Below are 21,191 nucleotides of genomic sequence, written 5' to 3' on the forward strand. Positions count from 1 at the left end.
TGCGTTGGGATATAGTTCCGGTACCCCAACCACCAGAGGAAAGATCCACAGTGACTCGACGTAGAGGAATGTCCCTCGCGGGGCAGTACCTGGTTCTGCAGTTGCTGATTGTCTTCGCGGTCCTGGTGGCGGTGGTGGCGATCTCCCTGGCGCAGTCCGCTGCGGCCTTTGAGCGGATCGAAGGACGCCGCGCCCTGTCGGCCGCGGAAGCGCTGGGCAACAACCCCACAGTGCGGGCACTGCTGCCCTCCGCCGAACCACGGGCCGGTTCAGCCCTTCCTGCGGTTGCGGAGTCGGTGCGGACGGTGTCCGGATCGTCGCACGTGGCGCTCGCCAAACTGGACCGCACAGTAGTGGCATCGTCCGATCCCGGCCTGCTGGGCAAGCCGTTGGAGCTGGGCGGAAGCCGGGTGCTGGAAGGAAGGGCCTGGACCGGAGTCATTGGCGGAACCGGTGCGGAGGCGCTCTCCGCCCACGTCCCGGTCCTGGACGAGACCGGGAAAATGATCGGCATAGCCTCCATCAGCCGGAGCTACCCCTCCACCTGGGAGCGGCTGGGCGACGCCGTCCCCAACCTGCTCACGTACCTGGGCGTGGCCAGCGTGCTGGGCGTGGCAGGCTCGCTGCTGCTGGCCCGCCGCGTCAAACGGCAGACCCTGGGCATGGAACCCAGTGAAATCACCGGGCTGGTGGAGAACCGGGAAGCCATGCTGCACGGCCTGAAGGAAGGCGTGGTGGCTCTCGACCCGCACGAACGCGTTACCGTGGCCAATGACAGCGCCCGCGAACTGCTTGGCTTGCCGGCAGACTGCGTGGGCAAGGTCCTTGCGGTCCTGCCGGTGGATCCGGCGCTGAAGGACGTCCTGACCCGGGAGCAGCCCGGGCCGGACCAGCTGGTGCTGGTGGGAGAACGGCTGGTGGTGCTGAACCGTGTGCCCATCCGTTCACGGGGCCGCGACATCGGTTCCGTCACCACCCTGCGCGACCGGACCGAGCTCTCGTCCCTGGAACGGGAACTCGGCGCCACCCGGACCGCCACCGATACCCTGCGCGCGCAGGCCCATGAGTTCGCCAACCAGTTGCACGTGATTTCCGGCCTGATCCAGATCGGCGAGTACGATTCCGTGGTGCAGTTTGTTAATGGCGCCACCCTGGACAGGACCCGGCTCAACGATGAGGTGACCAGCCGCATCCAGGACCCGGCGCTGGCCGCCCTGCTGATCGCCAAGTCCAGCCTCGCCACAGAACGGGGAGTCACCCTCCAGCTTGACCCGAAGTCCGCGCTGGAGCGGGTTGACGACGAGCTCTCCCGGGACCTGACCACCGTGGTGGGCAACCTCGTGGACAACGCCCTCGACGCCGTCACCGGAGCCGCGGAGGCGTCTGTCCGGGTCCTCGTCGAGGACAGCCCGGACCAAGTGGTGGTCACCGTTCGGGACACCGGCCCGGGCATCGACGCTTCAGCCACAGAGGAAATCTTCCGGCAGGGCTTCACCACAAAGAAGCCGGGCCCCGCGGGCGGCAGGGGCTTTGGCCTGGCGCTCTCGCGCGTCGTGTGCCGGCGCAGCGGCGGCGAGCTCGCCGTTGCCAACGACGGCGGTGCGGTCTTTACCGCCCGACTGAAAAGGGCGCCGCTGAAACGAACGCCCGCCAACGGAAAGGTGGCCAGGCCATGATCAACGTCCTGATCGTCGACGACGACTTCATGGTGGCCAAAGTCCATGCCGGCTTTATCCAGCGCACGCCGGGATTCGCCGTCGTCGGCGTTGCGCATACCGGAGCCCAGGCGATGGTGGAAACCGCCCGCCTGCAGCCTGACCTGGTCCTGCTGGACATCCACCTGCCCGATATCAACGGGCTGGACCTCATGACCAAGCTGCGGGAAGCGGCGCCTGAACTGGACGTGCTGGTGATCAGTGCAGCCCGCGAGGTGGAGACGGTCCGCCGTGCGCTGCGCGGCGGGATTGTCCACTATCTGATCAAGCCGTTTTCGCAGGCGGACCTGCAGGAACGCCTGGAGCACTATCGCAGTGCCTATCAGGGCCTGGACCTCGCCAAGGACGTTGCTGAGCAATCGGACGTCAACCGTGTCTTCGGGCTGGAAAGCGCCGAACGCGCCGAACCGCACCTTCCCAAGGGTTGCAGCCCGGAAACCCTCAAGCGCGTGGTGGACGTGCTCAACTCCACCGAGGCGGACCTGTCGGCGGCCGAGGTGGCGGACCTGCTGGGCACGTCCAGGGTCAGTGCCCGCCGGTACCTCGAATACCTGCACGACGAGTCCCGGGTGGAGGTACGGCTCAAGTACGGTGCGGGCCGTCCAGAGCGCCGTTATGCGCTGAAGGCTGTGTGACACCACCCCGGCGTCAAAGCCCCGGCGTTAGCGCCCCGGCGGCAGGGACAACGGCGGAATGGCCTCATACAGCCTGGTCCTGATCCATCGCTGTCCCGTCTGCCGGTATTCCGCCCTGCTGGCGAAGCGGTACAGGTAGCTGTGGACACGCACCCAGCGGGGGCGGGCGCCGTCGAACGGGTCTTTGCGCAGGAGCCGCAGCACCCCCCGGTCAGCTTCCAGCAGCTTGGCCAGGAAGGCGTAGAACCATTCTTCGTGGACGGTGCGCAGGGGCAGGAACCACATCAGCCAGTCCAGCCGGAGGTGGTAGGGGGCCCACTGGCGCGGCAGCCGGCGGACGTCACCGGGCTTGCCGCGGAAACCGTACTCGCGCCAGTCGGAGTCGTCGTCGGGCTCGTCGTCGAGGGTGCCTTCGACCACAATCTCGATCCGCAGTTTGGTCACCGTGCCGAACGCACCGTAGGTGTTGACCAGCTGCCAGCGGTTGAAACTGGCGTTCATGAGCTGCCTGTGCTGCAGGAGGTTCCGCGCGGGCCAGTAGCTGAGCACCAGAAGGAGCACCGTCACCGCAAGCACGACGACGAGCCACCACACCGGGGTCTGCGCACTGCCGGCGCCGGAGCCGTACGAGTGCCAGTCCAGCGGGATAACGGGGAGGACGGCGTGGGCCACCGGATCGCTGACCGCGGCGAAGGCCAGCAGGATTGCCATCCAGTTCAGCCAGGCAAAGTTTCCGCTCGCCACGAGCCACAGCTGGGTGAAGATGATGATGCCCGCGGCGACACCGGCCAGCGGCTGCGGTGCGAACAGGAAGAACGGCACCAACAGCTGCGCGAAATGGTTCCCCAGGACCTCCATCCGGTGCAGGGGTTTGGGCAGGAGGTGTGCCTGCCGGCTCAAGGGACCCGGCATGGGCTGGGTTTCGTGGTGGTAATACAGTGCGGTCAGGTCGCGCCACTCGCTGCCCCCGCGGATCTTGATCATCCCTGCGCCGAACTCCAGCCTGAACAGCAGCCACGCCAGCAGGATCAGGATGGTCCGGGGCGGCGGGGTCTGGTCCGAGCCGAGGAAGGCCGCCGTGAAGCCGGCCTCCAGCAGCAGCATCTCCCAGCCGAACCCGTAGAACGTCTGGCCCACATTGACGATCGACATGTACAGCAGCCACAGGGCCAGGAAAGCGATCATCGGCAGCCAGGGCGGTCCCAACTGCGGAAGTCCCAGGATGAGCGTGGCCGAGATGGCCATGCCGCACCAGCAGACCACGTGCAGCAGGCGGTCGGTGTAGCGCCACAGGAAGAGGCTGGGCCGGCGGCGGCGCCTGAAGCTGTCCAGGTAGTCGGGGACCGGAAGGAGGCCGCGCTCGCCGAGCAGCGCCGGGAACTGGTTGCGGCAGGAAAGGAACGCCACGAAGAAGATCGTGGCAATGCCGCGCTGCAGCACCTGCCGGGCGAACTCGTACTCCGGCGCGTCGAACCATGCGGCCCACTCCACGTTGTTCACGTTACGCCTGCCGCGCACGGCGTCAACGGCAGGGGGCCTATGACGCGAAACAGCCGGCCGTTTGCCCTATTTTGTCGGATTGGGGCGGCCAATTCCGACATTTTGTGTCAAACGGCCGCAGCCGGCTCGTGCCGGGTCGCCCAGTCTTTTGACACTTTCCGCCCAGGGTACAATACACCCTCCCGCATCGTGCCGCCGTCTGCTCCGTTCCTTCGACGAGCCTCAAGCACAGGACACGTGCGGGATACTTAACGGATGCAGCCACGCAGAATCGTTCTCCTCGGATCCACCGGTTCCATCGGCACCCAGGCGATTGACGTCGTCGACGGCGCCCCGCATCTTTTCGAGGTTGTGGCGCTAAGTGCAGGCGGCGGCAACCTGGAGCTTCTTGCCCGCCAGGCCGTCCATACGAAGGCCAAGGCCGTGGGCACCGCCAGCGGGGATGCGGCCGCCCTGCAGGAAATGATCGACGACGCCGCCCGCGCGGCCGGGATCACCGGCTACCGCCCGGAGATCATCGCCGGTCCGGACGCCTCCACCCGGATTGCGGCCATAGATGCGGACGTCGTGCTCAACGGCATCACAGGTTCGATCGGCCTGGCCCCCACACTGGCTGCCCTGAAGTCCGGTGCCACGCTGGCGCTCGCCAACAAGGAATCGCTGATCGTCGGCGGCGCCCTTGTGAAGGCTGCCGCCCGGGAAGGCCAGATCGTGCCCGTCGACTCCGAGCATTCGGCCCTTGCGCAGTGCCTGCGGTCCGGGACAGCTGACGAAGTGGACCGGCTGATCCTGACGGCGTCCGGCGGCCCCTTCCGCGGCAGGACCCGAGAGGAGCTCCACGGCGTCTCCCCGCAGGATGCCCTCGCGCACCCCACGTGGGACATGGGCCTGATGGTCACCACCAACTCCGCCAGCCTGGTGAACAAGGGCCTGGAAGTGATCGAGGCGCACCTGCTGTTCGATATCCCCCTGGACCGGATCGACGTGGTGGTCCACCCGCAGTCAGTGGTGCACTCCATGGTCCAGTTCGTGGACGGCTCCATCATCGCCCAGGCCTCGCCGCCGGACATGCGCCTGCCGATCGCCCTCGGGCTGGGATGGCCGGACCGCGTCCCGAAGGCCGCCGCGCCGTGCGACTGGACCCAGGCAACCAGCTGGACCTTCGAGCCGCTCGACGCCGAGGCGTTCCCGGCCGTCGGCCTTGCCAAGGACGCCGCCAAACAGGGGAGCACCTACCCGGCCGTTTTCAACGCGGCCAATGAAGAGGCCGTGATGGCCTTCCATTCCGGCCGGATCCGGTTTACGGACATTGTGGATACCATCGAAGCGGTGCTCAGCGAACACCCAGGCTCTTCCGGGCTGACAGTTGAGTCCGTGCTGGAAGCTGAAACGTGGGCACGAGCGCGCACCCACGAACGTTTAGCAGTGAGCAGTCTCTAGGAAGCAGCAGATCTCAGCATGAGTCCCGTCATTCTTTTTATCCTCGGTGTCGTCTTTGTGGCGATCGGCATCGCCGTCTCCATCGCGCTGCATGAAGTGGGCCACCTCGTTCCGGCCAAGCTGTTCAAGGTGCGGGTCACCAAATACATGATCGGCTTCGGTCCCACGCTCTGGTCCAAGCGCAAGGGGGAGACCGAGTACGGCGTCAAGGCCATCCCGCTGGGCGGCTACGTGTCCATGATCGGCATGTACCCCCCGAACAAGGACGACGGCACCGTGCGTCCCTCCAGCACCGGCATGTTCCAGACACTCGCCACCGAGGCGCGTTCCATGGCGCACGAGGAAGTGGGACCCGGCGATGAGAAGCGGGTCTTCTACCGGCTGCCGGTGTGGAAGAAGATCATCGTGATGCTGGGCGGTCCCGTCATGAACCTGCTGATCGGCGTCGCCCTGACGGCGGTTCTGCTGATGGGGTTCGGGATCAGTACCCCCACCACCACCATTGCGGATGTTTCCAAATGCCAGGTCAAGGCAGGGGAGACAGTGGATCCGGATTCCGCCGACTGCAAGCTCACGCCCGCGGCCGCGGCACAACTCAAGCCCAACGACACCATTACCTCCTTCGACGGCAAGGCCGTGACCAGCTGGGATGAACTCACCGGCTGGATCCGTGCGTCCGCAGGCCGGGAAGTCAGCATCACCGTGGAACGTGACGGCACGCCCGTCACCACCACCGTGACCCCCGTGCTCTCCGCGCGGCCGGTCATCGGCGCCGACGGCCGCCAGGCCACCGACTCCACCGGAACCCTCCAGTACCAGGAAGTCGGCTTCCTGGGCATCGGTGCCCAGACCGCCCTGGTGCCCCAGCCGGCGTCGTCCGTCCTGCCCATGGCCGGGGAAAACATCCAGCAGGTTGCCGGCGTCGTCCTGAATCTCCCCGCGCGGGTGGTGGGCGTGGCGAAGGCGGCCTTCAGCGAGGAACCCCGGGATCCGAACGGACCCATCAGCGTGGTGGGTGTGGGCCGTGTGGCGGGTGAAGTTGCCGCCATGGAAGAAGTTCCGCTGCAGTCCAGGCTCGCCGCCCTGGTGGGACTGCTGGCCGGACTGAACTTCGCGCTTGCGGTGTTCAACCTGGTTCCGCTGCTGCCGCTGGACGGCGGCCACGTGGCCGGCGCGCTGTATGAGGGAGCCCGACGGCGGCTGGCCAAGTTGTTCGGCCGCCCCGACCCCGGAGCGTTCGACATCGCCAAGCTCCTGCCGGTGACGTACGTGGTGGCGGCGCTGCTGATGGGCATGAGTGCGCTGCTGATCTACGCGGACATTGTCAAACCGGTCAATCTCTTCGGTTAATCAGCCCTTTCTGGCTTATTTTAGTAAATCAGCCGAAAATGATTGATCTGGCATCATCAGCCAATTATGTTTGACTTATGTATGTACTGACCATCGACCAGAAGGGCAGCACGGGCGACACGGACCGCGTACCCGGGCTCCTGGCCCGGCTGCACCGGATGTCCACCGCCGGCCGGTTCGAACGCTCCGTGGGCGACGAAGTCCAGGGTGTCGTGGAAAAGCCCGCGGAAGTCGTCGAAATCGCCCTTCACAGCCTGCGCGGCGGCCAGTGGTACGTGGGTATCGGCGTGGGCGCCGTGGACCTGCCGTTGCCGGCGAGCCCGCGGGAAGGGTCCGGGGCGGCCTTCGTCGCTGCCCGGCTGGCCGTTGAAAAAGCCAAGGCCGCTGCCGCCCATGTGCCCCTGTCCGTGGTTTCGGGCGGCCTGCGCCGCGGCAGTGCGGCGCCGCCCGAAGCCGGACCCGGCATCGCGGCCTGCGCGAACGCCGAGGCTGTCCTCCGCCTCATCGGCCGGCTGGTGCAGGACCGCACGGAGGCCCAGTGGAAAGTGGTGGACGCCCTCCGTGAGCTCCAGCAGGACGCATCAGCCAGGCACGGCACCCAGAAGCTTGCGGCCGAACAACTTGGAATCACCGAACAGTCGGTGAGCCGCGCCGTCCTGAGGTCTGGTTGGCAGGAAGAATGGGCGGCAAGGCCGGCCGCCGAAGTGCTCCTGGCCCTGGCCCATGACGCAGTCCTGGAAGGACACAGGTGAACGCTCTCTGGATTACGCTCGCCCTGCTGACGGCAGGCTTCGCGGGCTGGCCCGTCACGGCGCTGGTGTTCCGGCTGGCCCGGACCATCGACGACAAAGCTGACGCGGCCAAGGCGGCCGAGGACCGGGCCGCCGGGGAGTCCGCTGACGACCCCGCTGCCGATGTCACGGTGGACAAGGCCGGCGCCGCTACGCCCGCACCCACTACGCGGATCCTTCGCGGCGGGGCCATCATCGGCGTGCTCGAAAGGCTGGCGGTGTGCCTGGCAATCCTGGGGGGCCAGCCCGTGGCCATCGCCTACGTGGTGGCTATCAAGGGCCTGGGGCGCTTCGCCGAACTGAAGGAGACCCCTGTTGCCGCCGAGAGGTTCATCATCGGTACGCTGGCATCCATGCTTTGGGCCGCGGGCGTAGCAGCCATCGCCAAGATCCTCTTCCTCAGCTGAGCGGGATACATACTCGGGCGGGCAGGGCGATAGGGTATCCGTATGACTGTTTTTGCTGTTGAGTACGTATACGCCGCCGAGTCCACCGAAGCACGCAACGCCGCCCGCCCGGCACACCGGGAATGGACCGCCCGCCTTGCCGGTGAAGGTGCGCTCCTGGCCAGCGGACCGTACGGCGATGGAGCCGGTGCGCTGCTCATCTTCAAGGCCGCCGACGAAAACGCGTTGAACGGAATCCTCAAGCAGGATCCTTTCGCTGCCGCCAACGTTATCGCGGGCACGCGCACCACGGAATGGAACCCGGTGACCGGCCTTCTGGCCGACCACGCCGCTTAGTCCGCCGGAACCATCCACCATCGACAGTTCGATATAAAGAGGAGTCCACGTGACCTCGGTCAGCCTGGGAATGCCGTCAGCACCGCCGCCCGTCCTTGCCCCGCGCAGGAAGACCCGCCAGATCAAGGTGGGTTCGGTGGGGGTCGGCTCGGATTCACCCATCAGCGTGCAGTCGATGACCACGACGCCCACCACGGATATCAACGCCACGCTGCAGCAGATTGCCGAGCTGACGGCGTCAGGCTGCGACATCGTGCGCGTCGCCTGTCCGTCCGCGGACGACGCCGAGGCGCTGCCGATCATTGCGCGGAAGTCCCAGATCCCCGTCATTGCGGACATCCATTTCCAGCCCAAGTACGTCTTCGCTGCAATCGAAGCCGGCTGCGCGGCAGTACGCGTCAACCCCGGCAACATCCGCAAGTTCGATGACCAGGTCAAGGAGATCGCCCGCGCCGCGAAGGACCACGGCACGTCCATCCGGATCGGCGTGAATGCCGGGTCCCTGGAACCCGGGATCCTGAAGAAGTACGGCAAGGCGACCCCGGAGGCCCTCGTGGAGTCTGCGGTCTGGGAAGCCTCGCTGTTCGAGGAGCACGGCTTCCACGACTTCAAGATTTCCGTCAAGCACAATGATCCCGTCATCATGGTTGCCGCCTACGAGATGCTGGCTGAAAAGGGCGACTGGCCGCTGCACCTTGGCGTCACCGAGGCCGGACCGGCGTTCCAGGGCACCATCAAGTCCGCCACGGCCTTCGGCGCGCTCCTGTCCAGGGGTATCGGCGACACCATCCGCGTGTCCCTTTCGGCTCCTCCGGTCGAGGAAATCAAGGTGGGAAACCAGATCCTGCAGTCGCTGAACCTGCGTCCCCGCAAGCTCGAAATCGTCTCCTGCCCGTCCTGCGGCCGCGCCCAGGTGGACGTCTACACCCTTGCCGAACAGGTCACGGCCGGCCTCGAAGGGATGGAGATCCCGCTGCGCGTGGCCGTCATGGGCTGCGTCGTCAACGGACCCGGCGAGGCACGTGAGGCCGACCTCGGCGTGGCATCCGGCAACGGCAAGGGACAAATATTTGTGAAGGGCGAGGTCATCAAGACTGTCCCCGAGAGCGAAATTGTTGAGACACTGATCGAAGAGGCCATGCGTATCGCTGAAGAGATGGGGGAGGCCGATGGCGAAGATGCTGTCAAGGGTAGCCCCGTGGTTAGCGTCTCGTAAGGAGACCACAGGGCCGGGGATATCGATCCGGGTCCTGTCCGGGCCGGATACCGCCACGCTGCGGGAGCTGGCCCGGACGGACGTTGTAGCCAACGTCTTCATCCTGTCGCACCTGGCGGCGACCGGGACGGCCGCGCCCACCATGGGCGGGGCCAGTATCTATGGAGTGTTCGACGGCGACGCCCTGGTGGGTGCGTGCTGGGCCGGGGCGAACCTTGTCCCTGTCCAGCTGGAACCGGAACTTGCCGGACTCGTGGCCGAGCACGCGCACCGGTCCGGCCGCCGGTTCGCCTCCATCTTCGGCCCGGCGGACACGGTCCTGGCCATGTACGGGCAGCTGGAGCAGCTCGGGCAGCCCGCCCATGAGGTCCGGGAAGACCAGCCCCTGATGACCATCACGGGGACGCCAGCGGTCCAGGCGAACACTGAATTGGGCATCAGCCAGCTCGCGGATTTCGACAGGATCCTGCCGGCCTGCGCCGCCATGTTTGAAGAAGAAGTGGGTTACTCGCCTTTCCTTGGCGGCCGCGAGTTCTACAGCAGGCGGGTGGAAGGCCTCATCCGGCAGGGCCATTCCCTCGTCCACCTCAATGCGGACGGCCAGGTCATGTTCAAGGCCGAACTGGGTGCCGTGACTCCCGACGTGACCCAGGTCCAGGGTGTCTGGATGAACCCCTCCTTCCGCGGACTCGGCCTCAGCGCCGGCTATATGGCCGCCGTCGTAGTCCTGGCGCAGCAGCTCGCGCCCGTCACCAGCCTGTACGTCAACGATTACAACGCCCGGGCCAGGGCCACCTACGAGCGTGTGGGCTTCCGCCAGGTGGGTACGTTCGCTACAGTTCTGTTCTAGCTGGCCGCAACCGGCCCGCATTCGAACTTATTGGGGGATAAATGAATACGTCCGTTGTGCGCATTTTCGGGGCATCTGCCCTTCTGGTGCTTGGCCTGTCCGCATGCGGCGGACCCGCGAACACCGCTGACGCCGGGGCCGCCTCGGAAACTCCGGCAGCATCCGCCACACCAAGCCCGACCCCCACTGAAGATCCGTTCAAAATGCTCACGTCCGACGAGCTCTCGGAGATCGCCGGAGCGGTGAAGGATTCGGACGGCGTGGCCCTGACGGTGATGCCGGCGGACAAGGTCTCGCAGGCCCTGGACCAGATGATGTCCATCATGAACGAGGTGCAGGTGGAGCCCGCCGAGTGCAATTCGATTGCTACGGGCACGGCATTCAAACCGGACAGCAACACCACCATGGCAGTGGGCGCCTCCGCGTCCTCCACGGCTGAACTGGCCCAGACGCTTTCGCTGCTGTCCGGCGTGGACAAGGAAACGCTGGACCAGACGCTCACGCAGCGCAACAGCGAAATTGGAGCGTGCGCCAACATCAGCATGAACGTCGGGGGAATGGCTATGACAGCCGCCACCACCAAGCTTGACAGCGGTTCCAGCACCCCGGGCGCCGTCGCCCTGCAGACGGACGTCACGCTGCCTACGGGTGCCACGCAAAGCACCATTATGATCTTTGCGGTCAAGGGTGGGGTCCTGATCTCCGCCCAGGTGTCGGGCACGGGAGTCACCTCCTCCGACTTGGCTTCAGCAGAATCCTTCCTGGACCAGGCGGCCGCCCTCATTGACTAGGCAGCCGTCGCCCGGGGACGCGCACCGTAACAACGAGTCAACTGCAGAAAACTGCGTGACGAGTCTTGTAATGGTGCCGTGGATCACATAGGTTCTTTCCTAACCGCGCCGATGGGGTGCGTGCGGTCTCAGGGGGGAAATCAGCAGATGGCACTGGACGTTGACCTTCCCAGCAGGCACGCCTAGCGCTCCTCCGGACTTGTAGGTCTGACGGACCGTAAGAGCCACGCCAAAACAGGATGACCAGCCGGCAACGGCCAGGGGCTTCCTTTCAGTTCTGGCGTGGCTCTTCTCCGTCCGGCGCCGGCGTCCCCGGCGCCCGGGAACCCGGCACCCGCCGCGCCACGGTAGATTAGTACCCAGACGAATTTTCCCAGCCCGTCATCTGAACAGGCACCTCCCAAGAAACGGATTCCTACCCGTGGTCCTTCGACTTTCCAAGCTGTTCCTGCGCACCCTGCGCGAAGATCCCGCCGACGCCGAGGTGGCCAGCCACCGGCTCCTGGTCCGTGCCGGGTACATCCGCAGGGCTGCGCCGGGCATCTACACCTGGCTGCCGCTGGGCCTGAGCGTGCTGCGCAAGGTGGAAAAGGTCATCCGCGAGGAAATGTCCGCCATCGGCGCCCAGGAAGTCCACTTCCCGGCGCTCCTGCCCAAGGAGCCCTACGAGGCCACGAACCGCTGGACCGAATACGGCGAGGGCATCTTCCGGCTCAAGGACCGCAAGGGCGGGGACTACCTCCTGGCTCCCACGCACGAGGAAATGTTCACCCTCCTGGTCAAGGACCTGTACTCCTCGTACAAGGACCTTCCGCTCAGCATCTACCAGATCCAGAACAAGTACCGCGATGAGGCGCGGCCCCGCGCCGGCCTGCTGCGCGGCCGCGAGTTCATCATGAAGGACTCCTATTCGTTCGACGTCGACGACGCCGGCCTGGACGCCAGCTACAACGCCCACCGCGCTGCCTACCTGAAGATCTTCGAGCGCCTCGGCCTGGAGGTCATCCCCGTGGCCGCCACGGCAGGCGCCATGGGCGGCTCCCGGAGCGAGGAGTTCCTGCACCCCACGGAGATCGGCGAGGACACGTTCGTGCGGTCCGCCGGCGGTTACGCAGCCAACGTCGAAGCCGTGACCACTGTGGTCCCCGCTGAGATCGACTTCAGCAACGCGCCCGCTGCCGAGATCCGGGACACCCCGAACACTCCCACCATCGACACGCTCGTGGACGCAGCCAACCAGCTGGTTCCCCGTGGTGAGAACGACGGCGGGGCCTGGACTGCCGCTGACACGCTGAAGAACGTTGTCCTCGCCGTCACCCTGCCCACCGGGGAACGCCAGATCGTTGTCATCGGCGTGCCCGGTGACCGCGGCGTCGACCTGAAGCGGGTGGAGGCCAACATCGGCGCCTACCTGCCTGTGGCCGGCGAGATCACCGTGGAAGCCGCGGGCGAGGAAGACCTCGCCCGCAACCCCCTGATTGTCCGGGGATACCTCGGCCCGGGCATGTCCCTGGGCACGCCGCTCCTTGGCCTGGAAGGTGCCGCCAAGCTCCTGTACCTGGTGGATCCGCGCATCGTCAGCGGCACCGCCTGGGTCACCGGAGCCAACATGGCCGGGAAGCACGTGTTCGGCCTCGTGGCCGGCCGCGACTTCGGCTGGGACGGCGTGATCGAGTGCACCGAAGTGCGCGCCGGCGACGAAGCCCCGGACGGTTCCGGACCGCTGGAGACCGCACGCGGCATTGAGATGGGCCACATCTTCCAGCTCGGCCGCAAGTACGCCGAAGCCCTCGAGCTGAAGGTCCTCGACCAGAACGGCAAGCAGGTAGTGGTCACCATGGGTTCCTATGGCGTCGGCGTCACCCGTGCCGTCGCCGCCCTGGCCGAGTCCAACCACGACGCCAAGGGCCTGATCTGGCCCCGCGCAGTGGCGCCCGCCGATGTCCACGTTGTGGCGGTCGGCCGGGGCGAGGAGATCTTTGCTGCAGCGGAGAAGCTGTCACTCGAGTTGGAAGCCGCAGGCCTCGAGGTCATCTACGACGACCGCCCCAAGGTTTCCCCGGGCGTCAAGTTCGGCGATGCCGAACTTGTCGGCGTGCCCACCATCCTCGCCGTCGGCCGCGGACTGGCGGACGGCGTCGTGGAAATCAAGGACCGGCGCAGCGGTGAGGCCGAAAACGTGGCCGTTGAGAAGGCGGTTGACTACGTGGTCAACGCCGTCCGCAGCAAGTAACCCCGCACGGCCCAAGGAGTGATCTCGGGATTCGAGTCGCTGGAGCCCGCCACGCTGGTCCTCATCATCGTGGCGGGCTTCGCCGCAGGGTGGATTGATGCCGTAGTGGGCGGGGGAGGGCTGATCCAGCTCCCGGCGCTGCTGCTGGTGCCGGGCATCAGCCCGGTCCAGGCACTGGCAACCAACAAGATGGGCTCGATCTTCGGGACCACCACCAGCGCCGTGACGTACTACAGCCGAGTCAGGCCTGACCTGCGGACGGCCATACCCATGGCCGTCATCGCGCTGGCCGGAAGCTTCGGCGGTGCGGTGCTGGCCGCCACCCTGCCGGCGAGCGTTTTCAAACCCATCATCGTGGCGGCGCTGGTCGCCGTCGCCCTCTTTACGGCGTTCAAGCCCAACGTCGGTGACCTGACCTCGCTCCGCCACGACGGCAGGACGCACTATGCGGTGGCCTGCCTCATCGGCGCGGCCATCGGTTTCTACGACGGCCTGATCGGGCCCGGGACGGGTTCGTTCCTGGTCATCGCACTGGTATCGGCTATGGGATACGCCTTCCTGGAAGCCAGCGCCAAGGCGAAAATCGTGAATATGGCCACCAACGCCGGGGCACTGATCTTCTTCCTGCCGCACGGCTCGCTGCTGTGGGGCGTGGGGCTGGTTCTGGGGCTCGCCAACATGGCCGGCGGCTACCTTGGAGCGCGGACCGCAGTGAAGCAGGGCAGCACGTTCATCCGCAACGTCTTCCTGGCCGTCGTCGGCGCCCTGATCCTCAAGCTGGGCTTCGACATCTGGCAGGACACCTTCGCCTGACCCCTTTCGCCCGGCCGCGTTTCGGACCGAAAGACCCTCCCTGGCGGGCGGGGAGCGGGCGTAGCATGCTCCTATGTCAGCAGGGGACGAACCTTTCCGGGACGCCTTGGACGCAGCAGCCCGACATGCCCGGGAATGGCTGGAAAGCCAGCCGACCCGGCATGTGGGACCCCGGGCCACAGCGGGGGAGCTGGACGCCGTCTTCGGCGGCCCGATGCCCGGGAACGGCCTCCCGGCGGGCGACGTGATCGACTATCTCGCCACCAATGCCGAACCAGGCCTGATGGCCATGCCCTCGGGCCGCTTCTTCGGCTGGGTCATCGGAGGCACCCTCCCCGCTGCCATGGCGGCCGACTGGCTGGTCAGCGCCTGGGACCAGAATACGTGCGTGCGGTTCGCCACCCCCGCCACGGCGGCCATCGAAGGGTCCGCCGGGAAGTGGCTGCTCGAGCTGCTCGACCTTCCTGCGGAGTCCGACGTCGGGTTTACCACGGGCGCGACCATGGCGAACTTCACCGGTTTGGCCGCGGCGCGGTGGCGCCTGCTGGCCGACGCCGGCTGGGACTTCGACAGCGACGGCCTCGCTGGTGCGCCCCGGATCCACTGCTTCGTGGGCCAGGAACGGCATGACACGATCGACCTCGGACTGCGGTACCTGGGCCTTGGCCGGCCCACTGTCGTCCCCTCCGACGGCCAGGGACGTATAAATCCGGCGGAGCTGGACTGCGCCCTGGACCGTGCGCTGGTCAGTGCCTCGCATGGTGCAGACGGGTCATCCCGGCCCCCGCTGCTGGTCTGCCTGCAGGCCGGAAACCTGCATTCCGGCGCCTTTGACCCGTTCCTGGAATCGATCACCGTGGCCCGGTCGCACGGTGCATGGGTGCATGTGGACGGCGCTTTCGGACTCTGGGCAGCCGCTGTGCCCGAACTGGCCGCTCTGACCGCCGGAGTGCAGGGTGCCGATTCCTGGGGAACCGACGCACATAAGACCCTCAATGTGCCCTACGACTGCGGCATTGTGGTGGTCCGGGATGCGCGCGCGTTGCGTTCGGCCATGGGACTGCACGCCAGCTACCTGGTCCAGAACGCGGACGGCGCCGCGGATCCGTTCGAGGCTGTTCCGGAACTATCGCGCCGGGCACGCGGCGTCCCTGTCTGGGCGGCGCTGAAGTCCCTCGGCCGGGATGGTGTTGCCGCGCAGGTGCGTAACCTGGTCAGCCGCGCCTCGCAGCTGGCGCAGCGGCTCTCGGTGCTGGACGGCGTCGAAATCCTCAACGACGTCCAATACACGCAGGTCTCGCTGGCTTTCGGCGATGACGCCACAACGCGGGCGGTGACGGCCCGCATCATCGAGGACGGGCTGGTGTGGATGTCCGGCTCCCGCTGGCATGGACGCGACGTCCTGCGGATTTCGGTGAGCAACTGGACTACGGACGAGTCCGACGTCGACACGGCCGTCGACGCGGTTCGGAAAGCCCTGGCGGCAGTCCGCGGCCCGGAGGGCGCCTAACCGGAAGCGTGGCCCGGTGCTGCCTGGCCAGGGGCCGCTTCCCCCGATGCTGCCTGTCCCGGTTCGGGAAGATCGTGGGCCGCAGGCAATCCCGGCAGGGTGCGTCCCGCAAGCGTGCTCGCCACCCACAGGGAGCGGGCGAGGTCGCCGTCGTGGTGCGGGCGGCCGGCATACGACAAGGCATTTTCAACTTCGCGGGCAAGGCTCCACTGCCGCGCCACCTCCGCATCCAGCCCCGCGGAGGCGCTGAAATCCCGGCACCTGTCCAGCAACCCCTGGCGGGGATCGGACCGGGGGAGGTCACAGAGACGGTTCCACAGGAGCGGGGCCACGGAGAACTCGGCTTCGCCGATCATCGGCTGCGGGTCTATGGCGGCAAAGCCGCTCACGGCAGGCGGGAGCGGCTGGTACTGCGGCCGGGCCAGGATGTTCAGGTAGTGGAAGTCCGAATTCACCAGAACGTCGGTCCCGGCCCGGCGGCCTACCGCTCCGCGCGTCTGGCAGACCTCCAGGGCGGCCTCCAGCAGCCAGCGCGGAAATGGCCTCCCGAGCTGCTCCCAGTCCGCGGGGAGATCATCGCTCCATTGTTCGGCGCGGGCAGCCACATGGTCGAATTCCTGCCACTCCGGCCGCTGGTCCGGCGCCAGGCTCAGCTGCCGCGTCAGCCCGCCCCATACCTCCACGGCCGTCTCCAGCGGGACATCCTGTAGCGAGCGGCAGGCGTCCAGCCTCTCCAGCAGCATGGAACACGTTCCGGCGTCTGATTCCAGGAGCCGCACTGCCCCCTGGCCGTCCCAGAGCCGGAGGGCGTAACGCTCAACCCGGGCTTCGTCGTGCGGGTAGGCAACCTTCAACGCAGCAGGAACACCTGCCCGGGTCACCGGGACAACCACGCCGCCATGCCCGCTCCATGGCAGCGCGCCAGGTTCGAGGTCCAGTTCAAGGCCCCACCGCTCCAGGCGTCCGCAGATCAGTCCCTGCAGGGAGCCGAGCCAGGCTCGTCCGCCGCTGGTCCGGCTGTAGCGGCGGCTGAGGTCAGGCGGGATGGGGACAGCTGCGGGTTGTTTCATCGGATCCAGCGTACCGCCGGGTAGCCGGGCCGGATCGCTTAGAGGGGCCGGATCGTTGGTAGTTCCGCCCGTCAGGCGACGACGCCGCTGGCACCCAGCAGGTTGCCGATGGCGAAGGTGGCGATGAGTGCCAGGGCGCCGCCGACCACCACCCTGAGGGCTGCCTTCGTTTTGGAGCCCCCGCCGATCCAGGCACCGAGGGCGCCAGTCAGGGCCAACGCCACGAGCACGGCCACGAAGGTCAAGGGAACCCGGATGTTTTCCGGGGGCAGCAGAATCGCCAGCATGGGCAGGATCGCGCCGACCAGGAACGCTATGGCGGATGCGAAGGCGGCGTGCCACGGGCTGACGATATCTGTTTCGTCAATGTGGAGCTCGGCCGAAAGGTGGGCGCCGAGGGCATCGTGGGCCGTGAGTTCCTTGGCGACGGTGCGTGCAGTGGCGGCGCTGAGGCCCTTGCCCTGGTAGATGGCGGCGAGCTCCTCCAGCTCTTCCTCAGGCTGTTCGGCCAGTTCGCGCCGTTCCTTTTCGATCAGCGCCTGCTGGCTGTCCTTCTGGCTGCTGACGGACACATACTCGCCCAGGGCCATGGAAATGGCGCCACCCACCACGCCCGCGGCACCGGCGATGAGGATGGGGCCCGAATCGGTGGTGACACCGGCGACACCCACCACGATTGCCGCGACGGAGACTATGCCGTCGTTCGCTCCGAGCACACCTGCGCGCAGCCAGTTCAGCCGATGGGCGATGTCGTTGTGGTGCGGTTCATTCTCGTGCTGCGTCGCAGTCCCTGCGGTATCCATGCCTATAGCAAACCATTGGTGTCCGGACCCTGCCACTAACACATGGCTAAGGAAGGTTAGGCACGCCTCGGACGGGAGCGGGGTGAACGGACCGGACGGCAACGGGCTGGACGGGAGCGGTCCTTATCCGGCGTCCGACTGCCGGGTCGACGCCGGCGGTGCCGTCGGATCCTGGCCCCGCCCGTCCTGCGGGAGGTCGGGGAGCTGCGCAGTGTTCACCACAATGCCCGGAAGGGGACCGGGGTCGGCGCCCCATAGCACGGCGCGGTTGGCGGCTGCCAGCAGACCCGAAATGGCCCATTGCCGGGTGCTGCCGTCGCTGAGCGCCACCAGGTCCCCGTACACCGGGAGGGTTCCTGCTTCAAGGCTGCCCAGGCCGGACGCGGGCGATTCGAGGAACAGCGGGCCGAGCGTGTACCCCGCCTCCCGCGGCGGAATAGCCGCACACTGTGCCCGGCTCAGCGCTTCCGCCTCGGCAAGGACTGCTTCATGCCGCGCCAAAAGCTGTGACGCCGAGTCGGCGGCAGCGCCTTCAAGGCGGGCGACGGCCACCTGATACCCGTAGACCGTTTCGGCTTCGGTTTTGACCGTCATCGCCAGGGCAGCTTCCGGAGTCGCTGTTGGTACCGCCGGTTCTGCAGCCGTTCCGGAGGCAGCCGGCGCCGCCCGGCATGAATTTCCGGCGGCCGCCTGCGTTCCGGCTGACGACGTTATTACCGGAAGGGGCGCCGTTACCGGAAGCGCGGGCGCCGGCGGTGCGGCGGCCCCCACCGCCGGCGCCAGCGAGGATGCCTGAAGAAGCTGTGCGGCGCCGACGGCGGCGAGCAGCCGTGCCATCCCGCCGTCGGACGCTTCCGCATCGGTGAGGCGCTGACCGCCGCTGGCCGACAGCGCGGCCACAAGCCCGGCGGGGGAGTCCGGCCCCGCCGTCGCACCGCCCGCTGAGTCGGAAGGAACCCCGGAAGCGGTCCCCGAAGCGGCACTTGTGGTTGATTGCCCCTGATCGGGTGCTTCCTGATCGGGGGCGTTCTGATCAGGTGCGGCCAATGCCCTGGCCTGGGTTGTCAGCAAAGTCACAGTGCGGAGCAGGGCCTGGCGCTCGGCACCGGAAACGGAATCGGCGAGTTGGCTGCCAGTCGTGCGCAGCTGCAGCGTTTCGGCAAGGGCTGCGGCCCGTGCGCGTTCAGAGAAGGCGGGTTCCGGCGCCTCAGGCGGCGGGCCCGGAGTCAGCGCGAGCCCGAGGCTGATGGCAAGCACTGCCAATGACGCCAGGATGCCGTACCGGAAATAGCGGCCCGGCCGTCGTTTTTCCTTGGTGTCGTCTTTCACAACAGACCATGTTGTCATGCCCGGCAGCAAGCGGGTGCACCACGGCGCCCATAAAATCGCTACGCTAGTACACACAACATCATCTAGCGGGAGGCGGCCGGCATCGTGAGTAATGCAGAAGCCACGACTTCATCAGACCGGACCGGGACGGGCAAGGCTGAGGCCGAATCCGTGCACAACCCGGAGGCCGAGCGCGTCCGGGCGCTGCTGGAGCCCTCGGTCCAGGCACACCGACTGTACCTGGAGGACGTTTCCATTCAGGTCGCCGGTGCCAACCGGGTGGTCCACGTAGTGGTGGACCTGCCGCAGGAGGAGACCGGCGGAGTGAGCCTGGACGTTATTGCGGAGATTTCCAAGGAGCTGTCCGGCATACTGGACAGCGATCCCAGCTACGACAGCCGCCCTTACGACCTCGAGGTTTCCTCGCCCGGTGTCGGACGGCCCCTCACCGAGCCGCGCCACTGGCACCGTGCCCGCGGCCGCATGGTCAAGGTGAACGTCATCCAAGGGGACAACATCACCGGCAGGATCCAGTCCGTTGACGACGACGGCGTGACCCTCATTCCGGAGATCGCAGCCAAAAAGGGAATGAAGCCCAAGCAGGGCGAACCCGAAAAAATTCCTTTCGACAGGATCCGCAATGGAAAAGTCGAGATAGAGTTCAGCCACCTCGATGAGGTCGGTCTGGAAGATGAACACAATGGACCTTCTGAGGAGGCCTGATGGATATTGACATGAGCGCACTGAGACTTCTGGAGCGTGAGCGTGAAATCCCGCTGGACCTCCTGATCCCCACCATCGAGCAGGCGCTGCTGGTGGCCTACCACAAGTCTCCGGGAGCCTTCGAAAAGGCCCGCGCAGAGCTGGACCGCAAGAGCGGCCACGTGACCATCTGGGCAACTGAAATTGACGACGACGGCGCCCCCATCGGCGAGTTCGAAGACACCCCGGCGGGGTTCGGCCGCATCGCTGCCAGCACTGCGCGGCAGATCATCCTGCAGCGGCTGCGCGACGCGGAGGACGACAACGTCCTGGGCCAGTTCAAGGGCCGCGAGGGTGAACTGGTGGCCGGCACCATTCAGCAGGGCAACAACCCGCACATGATCCAGGTCAACCTTGGAACGGTGGAGGCGCTGCTGCCCCCGCCCGAGCAGGTACCCGGTGAGAAGTACCTCCACGGCAACCGGCTTCGCGCCTTCGTCATCGACGTGCACCGCGGCACCAAGGGTCCGTCCATCACGCTGTCCCGTTCGCACCCCGGCCTGGTCCGGAAGCTTTTCGAACTGGAAGTTCCGGAGATCGCCGACCGCTCGGTGGAGATCGTGGCACTGGCCCGCGAGGCCGGCCACCGCACCAAGATCGCTGTCAAAGCCAACATCCCCGGCATCAATGCCAAGGGTGCCTGCATCGGTGAAATGGGTTCCCGTGTCCGGGCCGTCATGACCGAGCTCAATGACGAGAAGATCGACATTGTTGACTACAGCGAGGACCCGGCCACCTTCATCGCCAGCGCACTGTCGCCGTCGAGGGTGAATTCCGTCACGATCACGGATGAGGCAACCCGCTCCGCACGCGTTGTTGTGCCGGACTATCAGCTGTCACTCGCTATCGGCAAGGAGGGCCAGAACGCCCGTCTGGCCGCCAAGCTCACCGGCTGGCGCATCGACATCGTCTCCGACGCGGCGGCTCCGCGCGAAAACTAGGCCGCCTCGGCGGCAGCACCCCCGGATTGTCCCGCCCGGTTTTGACCCGTCATTTCGGGGCCGGGGCACCGGAGGGGCTAGAATAGACATTGACCGTGCCTTATGGCCGGTATTCGTGCGCCTTGAGCGTGCCCGCAGAATCTGCGTTCCTTTCGGATGCGTGATCAGCGGGCGGGTTCGGGGCGGCAAATTTGCAGGGGCAGGAAGATACTCACCGTGGCATTAGTGCAACACCTTGAGGATCAGCCGCAACGCACCTGCATCGGATGCCGGAAGAAGGGGCCACGGTCAGAGCTACTCCGGCTCGTCGCCGAAGGCAGCGGTTCCGCCGCTGTCGTGGTGGACGAACGACGCCGGATGGCTGGCCGGGGTGCATGGCTGCACCCCAGCGAAACGTGCCTGGCGCTGGCAATCAAGCGGCGTGCGTTCGGACGTGCCCTCCCGGGCACCACCGGAACCGCCGCCGTCGAACGCCGGATAACGGCAGGCACGCAAGCCGTGGACACTCCGGTGGCCGCAGCAACAACCGTCCAACCTGAAAGCGGGTCAGAAAACTGATGGAAACCCGATGAGTTCCCAGCGATGAGTGCGCAACGATGACAACTTTGTTGCGCTCTGCAATGGACCTTTCAGCTGCACTCGCGGCGGAGGTCCGCAGTAAGAAGTAGACGGTTCGTGCCTGGCTCGGTGCGGACCGAG

Annotated in this window: 20 protein-coding genes; 16 read left to right on the forward strand and 4 right to left on the reverse strand. The window is 66.6% G+C overall.

Going from position 1 to position 21,191, the window contains the following annotated elements; all coding sequences use genetic code 11:
• Positions 1-68 precede the first annotated feature (68 nt).
• On the forward strand, positions 69-1,676 hold the full coding sequence (locus RW112_RS17195; protein ID WP_317782953.1) for a sensor histidine kinase: 1,608 nt from the start codon (positions 69-71) through the stop codon (positions 1,674-1,676).
• The gene (locus RW112_RS17200) at positions 1,673-2,350 is read left to right on the forward strand and encodes a response regulator (RefSeq protein WP_317782912.1); all 678 of its coding nucleotides are present in this window, start codon (positions 1,673-1,675) and stop codon (positions 2,348-2,350) included. Before RW112_RS17195 ends, RW112_RS17200 begins: the two co-directional genes overlap by 4 nt.
• 27 nt (positions 2,351-2,377) lie before the next feature.
• Here RW112_RS17200 and RW112_RS17205 read toward each other — a convergent pair whose 3' ends face one another.
• The gene (locus RW112_RS17205) at positions 2,378-3,841 is read right to left on the reverse strand and encodes a lipase maturation factor family protein (protein WP_317782913.1); all 1,464 of its coding nucleotides are present in this window, start codon (positions 3,839-3,841) and stop codon (positions 2,378-2,380) included.
• A gap of 264 nt (positions 3,842-4,105) precedes the next feature.
• On the opposite strand from RW112_RS17205, the gene dxr reads away from it, so the two are divergent.
• The 11 genes from dxr to RW112_RS17260 all read left to right on the forward strand — a co-directional run bounded on the left by dxr (position 4,106) and on the right by RW112_RS17260 (position 15,587).
• Positions 4,106-5,290 carry a 1-deoxy-D-xylulose-5-phosphate reductoisomerase gene (gene dxr / locus RW112_RS17210; RefSeq protein WP_317782914.1) on the forward strand — a complete coding sequence of 395 codons (1,185 nt, stop codon included), beginning with the start codon at positions 4,106-4,108 and terminating at the stop codon, positions 5,288-5,290.
• A gap of 18 nt (positions 5,291-5,308) precedes the next feature.
• A complete protein-coding gene (locus RW112_RS17215; RefSeq protein ID WP_317782915.1) occupies positions 5,309-6,640 on the forward strand; it encodes a site-2 protease family protein in 1,332 nt (443 codons plus the stop codon).
• Between the two features lie 77 nt (positions 6,641-6,717).
• Complete coding sequence (locus RW112_RS17220; RefSeq protein WP_317782916.1) at positions 6,718-7,392, forward strand: MarR family transcriptional regulator; 675 nt, start codon at positions 6,718-6,720, stop codon at positions 7,390-7,392.
• Entirely contained in the window at positions 7,389-7,838 is a 450-nt protein-coding gene (locus RW112_RS17225; RefSeq protein ID WP_317782917.1) for a hypothetical protein, read from the forward strand. The genes RW112_RS17220 and RW112_RS17225 overlap by 4 nt, the downstream gene beginning before the upstream one ends.
• A 42-nt stretch (positions 7,839-7,880) precedes the next feature.
• A complete protein-coding gene (locus RW112_RS17230; RefSeq protein WP_317782918.1) occupies positions 7,881-8,174 on the forward strand; it encodes a YciI family protein in 294 nt (97 codons plus the stop codon).
• A gap of 49 nt (positions 8,175-8,223) precedes the next feature.
• Positions 8,224-9,390: a flavodoxin-dependent (E)-4-hydroxy-3-methylbut-2-enyl-diphosphate synthase gene (gene ispG / locus RW112_RS17235; protein ID WP_011691265.1), complete on the forward strand. Its 1,167-nt coding sequence runs from the start codon at positions 8,224-8,226 to the stop codon at positions 9,388-9,390.
• The gene (locus RW112_RS17240) at positions 9,353-10,240 is read left to right on the forward strand and encodes a GNAT family N-acetyltransferase (protein ID WP_317782954.1); all 888 of its coding nucleotides are present in this window, start codon (positions 9,353-9,355) and stop codon (positions 10,238-10,240) included. The genes ispG and RW112_RS17240 overlap by 38 nt, the downstream gene beginning before the upstream one ends.
• A 41-nt stretch (positions 10,241-10,281) precedes the next feature.
• A complete protein-coding gene (locus RW112_RS17245) occupies positions 10,282-11,031 on the forward strand; it encodes a hypothetical protein (protein WP_317782919.1) in 750 nt (249 codons plus the stop codon).
• Between the two features lie 421 nt (positions 11,032-11,452).
• Positions 11,453-13,264: a proline--tRNA ligase gene (locus tag RW112_RS17250; RefSeq protein WP_317782920.1), complete on the forward strand. Its 1,812-nt coding sequence runs from the start codon at positions 11,453-11,455 to the stop codon at positions 13,262-13,264.
• A gap of 18 nt (positions 13,265-13,282) precedes the next feature.
• The gene (locus tag RW112_RS17255) at positions 13,283-14,077 is read left to right on the forward strand and encodes a sulfite exporter TauE/SafE family protein (RefSeq protein WP_317782921.1); all 795 of its coding nucleotides are present in this window, start codon (positions 13,283-13,285) and stop codon (positions 14,075-14,077) included.
• A 73-nt stretch (positions 14,078-14,150) separates the two neighbouring features.
• A complete protein-coding gene (locus tag RW112_RS17260; RefSeq protein WP_317782922.1) occupies positions 14,151-15,587 on the forward strand; it encodes a pyridoxal phosphate-dependent decarboxylase family protein in 1,437 nt (478 codons plus the stop codon).
• Here the strand turns inward: RW112_RS17260 and RW112_RS17265 are convergent.
• The 3 genes from RW112_RS17265 to RW112_RS17275 all read right to left on the reverse strand — a co-directional run bounded on the left by RW112_RS17265 (position 15,584) and on the right by RW112_RS17275 (position 18,789).
• On the reverse strand, positions 15,584-16,657 hold the full coding sequence (locus RW112_RS17265; protein ID WP_317782923.1) for an aminoglycoside phosphotransferase family protein: 1,074 nt from the start codon (positions 16,655-16,657) through the stop codon (positions 15,584-15,586). The genes RW112_RS17260 and RW112_RS17265 overlap by 4 nt on opposite strands.
• A 71-nt stretch (positions 16,658-16,728) precedes the next feature.
• Entirely contained in the window at positions 16,729-17,460 is a 732-nt protein-coding gene (locus RW112_RS17270; protein WP_317782924.1) for a VIT family protein, read from the reverse strand.
• Positions 17,461-17,583: 123 nt separating this feature from the next.
• Entirely contained in the window at positions 17,584-18,789 is a 1,206-nt protein-coding gene (locus tag RW112_RS17275) for a ferritin-like domain-containing protein (RefSeq protein ID WP_317782925.1), read from the reverse strand.
• 105 nt (positions 18,790-18,894) lie between these two features.
• Here RW112_RS17275 and rimP point away from each other — a divergent pair, with 105 nt between their 5' ends.
• The 3 genes from rimP (at position 18,895) to RW112_RS17290 (ending at position 21,050) form a co-directional block, all read left to right on the forward strand.
• Positions 18,895-19,512, forward strand: a complete 618-nt coding sequence (gene rimP, locus RW112_RS17280; RefSeq protein ID WP_317782926.1) for a ribosome maturation factor RimP — start codon at positions 18,895-18,897, stop codon at positions 19,510-19,512.
• Positions 19,512-20,492, forward strand: a complete 981-nt coding sequence (nusA, locus tag RW112_RS17285; protein ID WP_305940373.1) for a transcription termination factor NusA — start codon at positions 19,512-19,514, stop codon at positions 20,490-20,492. Before rimP ends, nusA begins: the two co-directional genes overlap by 1 nt.
• A gap of 216 nt (positions 20,493-20,708) precedes the next feature.
• Positions 20,709-21,050, forward strand: a complete 342-nt coding sequence (locus tag RW112_RS17290; RefSeq protein ID WP_317782927.1) for a YlxR family protein — start codon at positions 20,709-20,711, stop codon at positions 21,048-21,050.
• Positions 21,051-21,191 lie beyond the last annotated feature (141 nt).

The sequence above is a fragment of the Arthrobacter sp. B10-11 genome, from assembly GCF_033142195.1.
GTDB lineage: Bacteria > Actinomycetota > Actinomycetes > Actinomycetales > Micrococcaceae > Arthrobacter > Arthrobacter oryzae_C.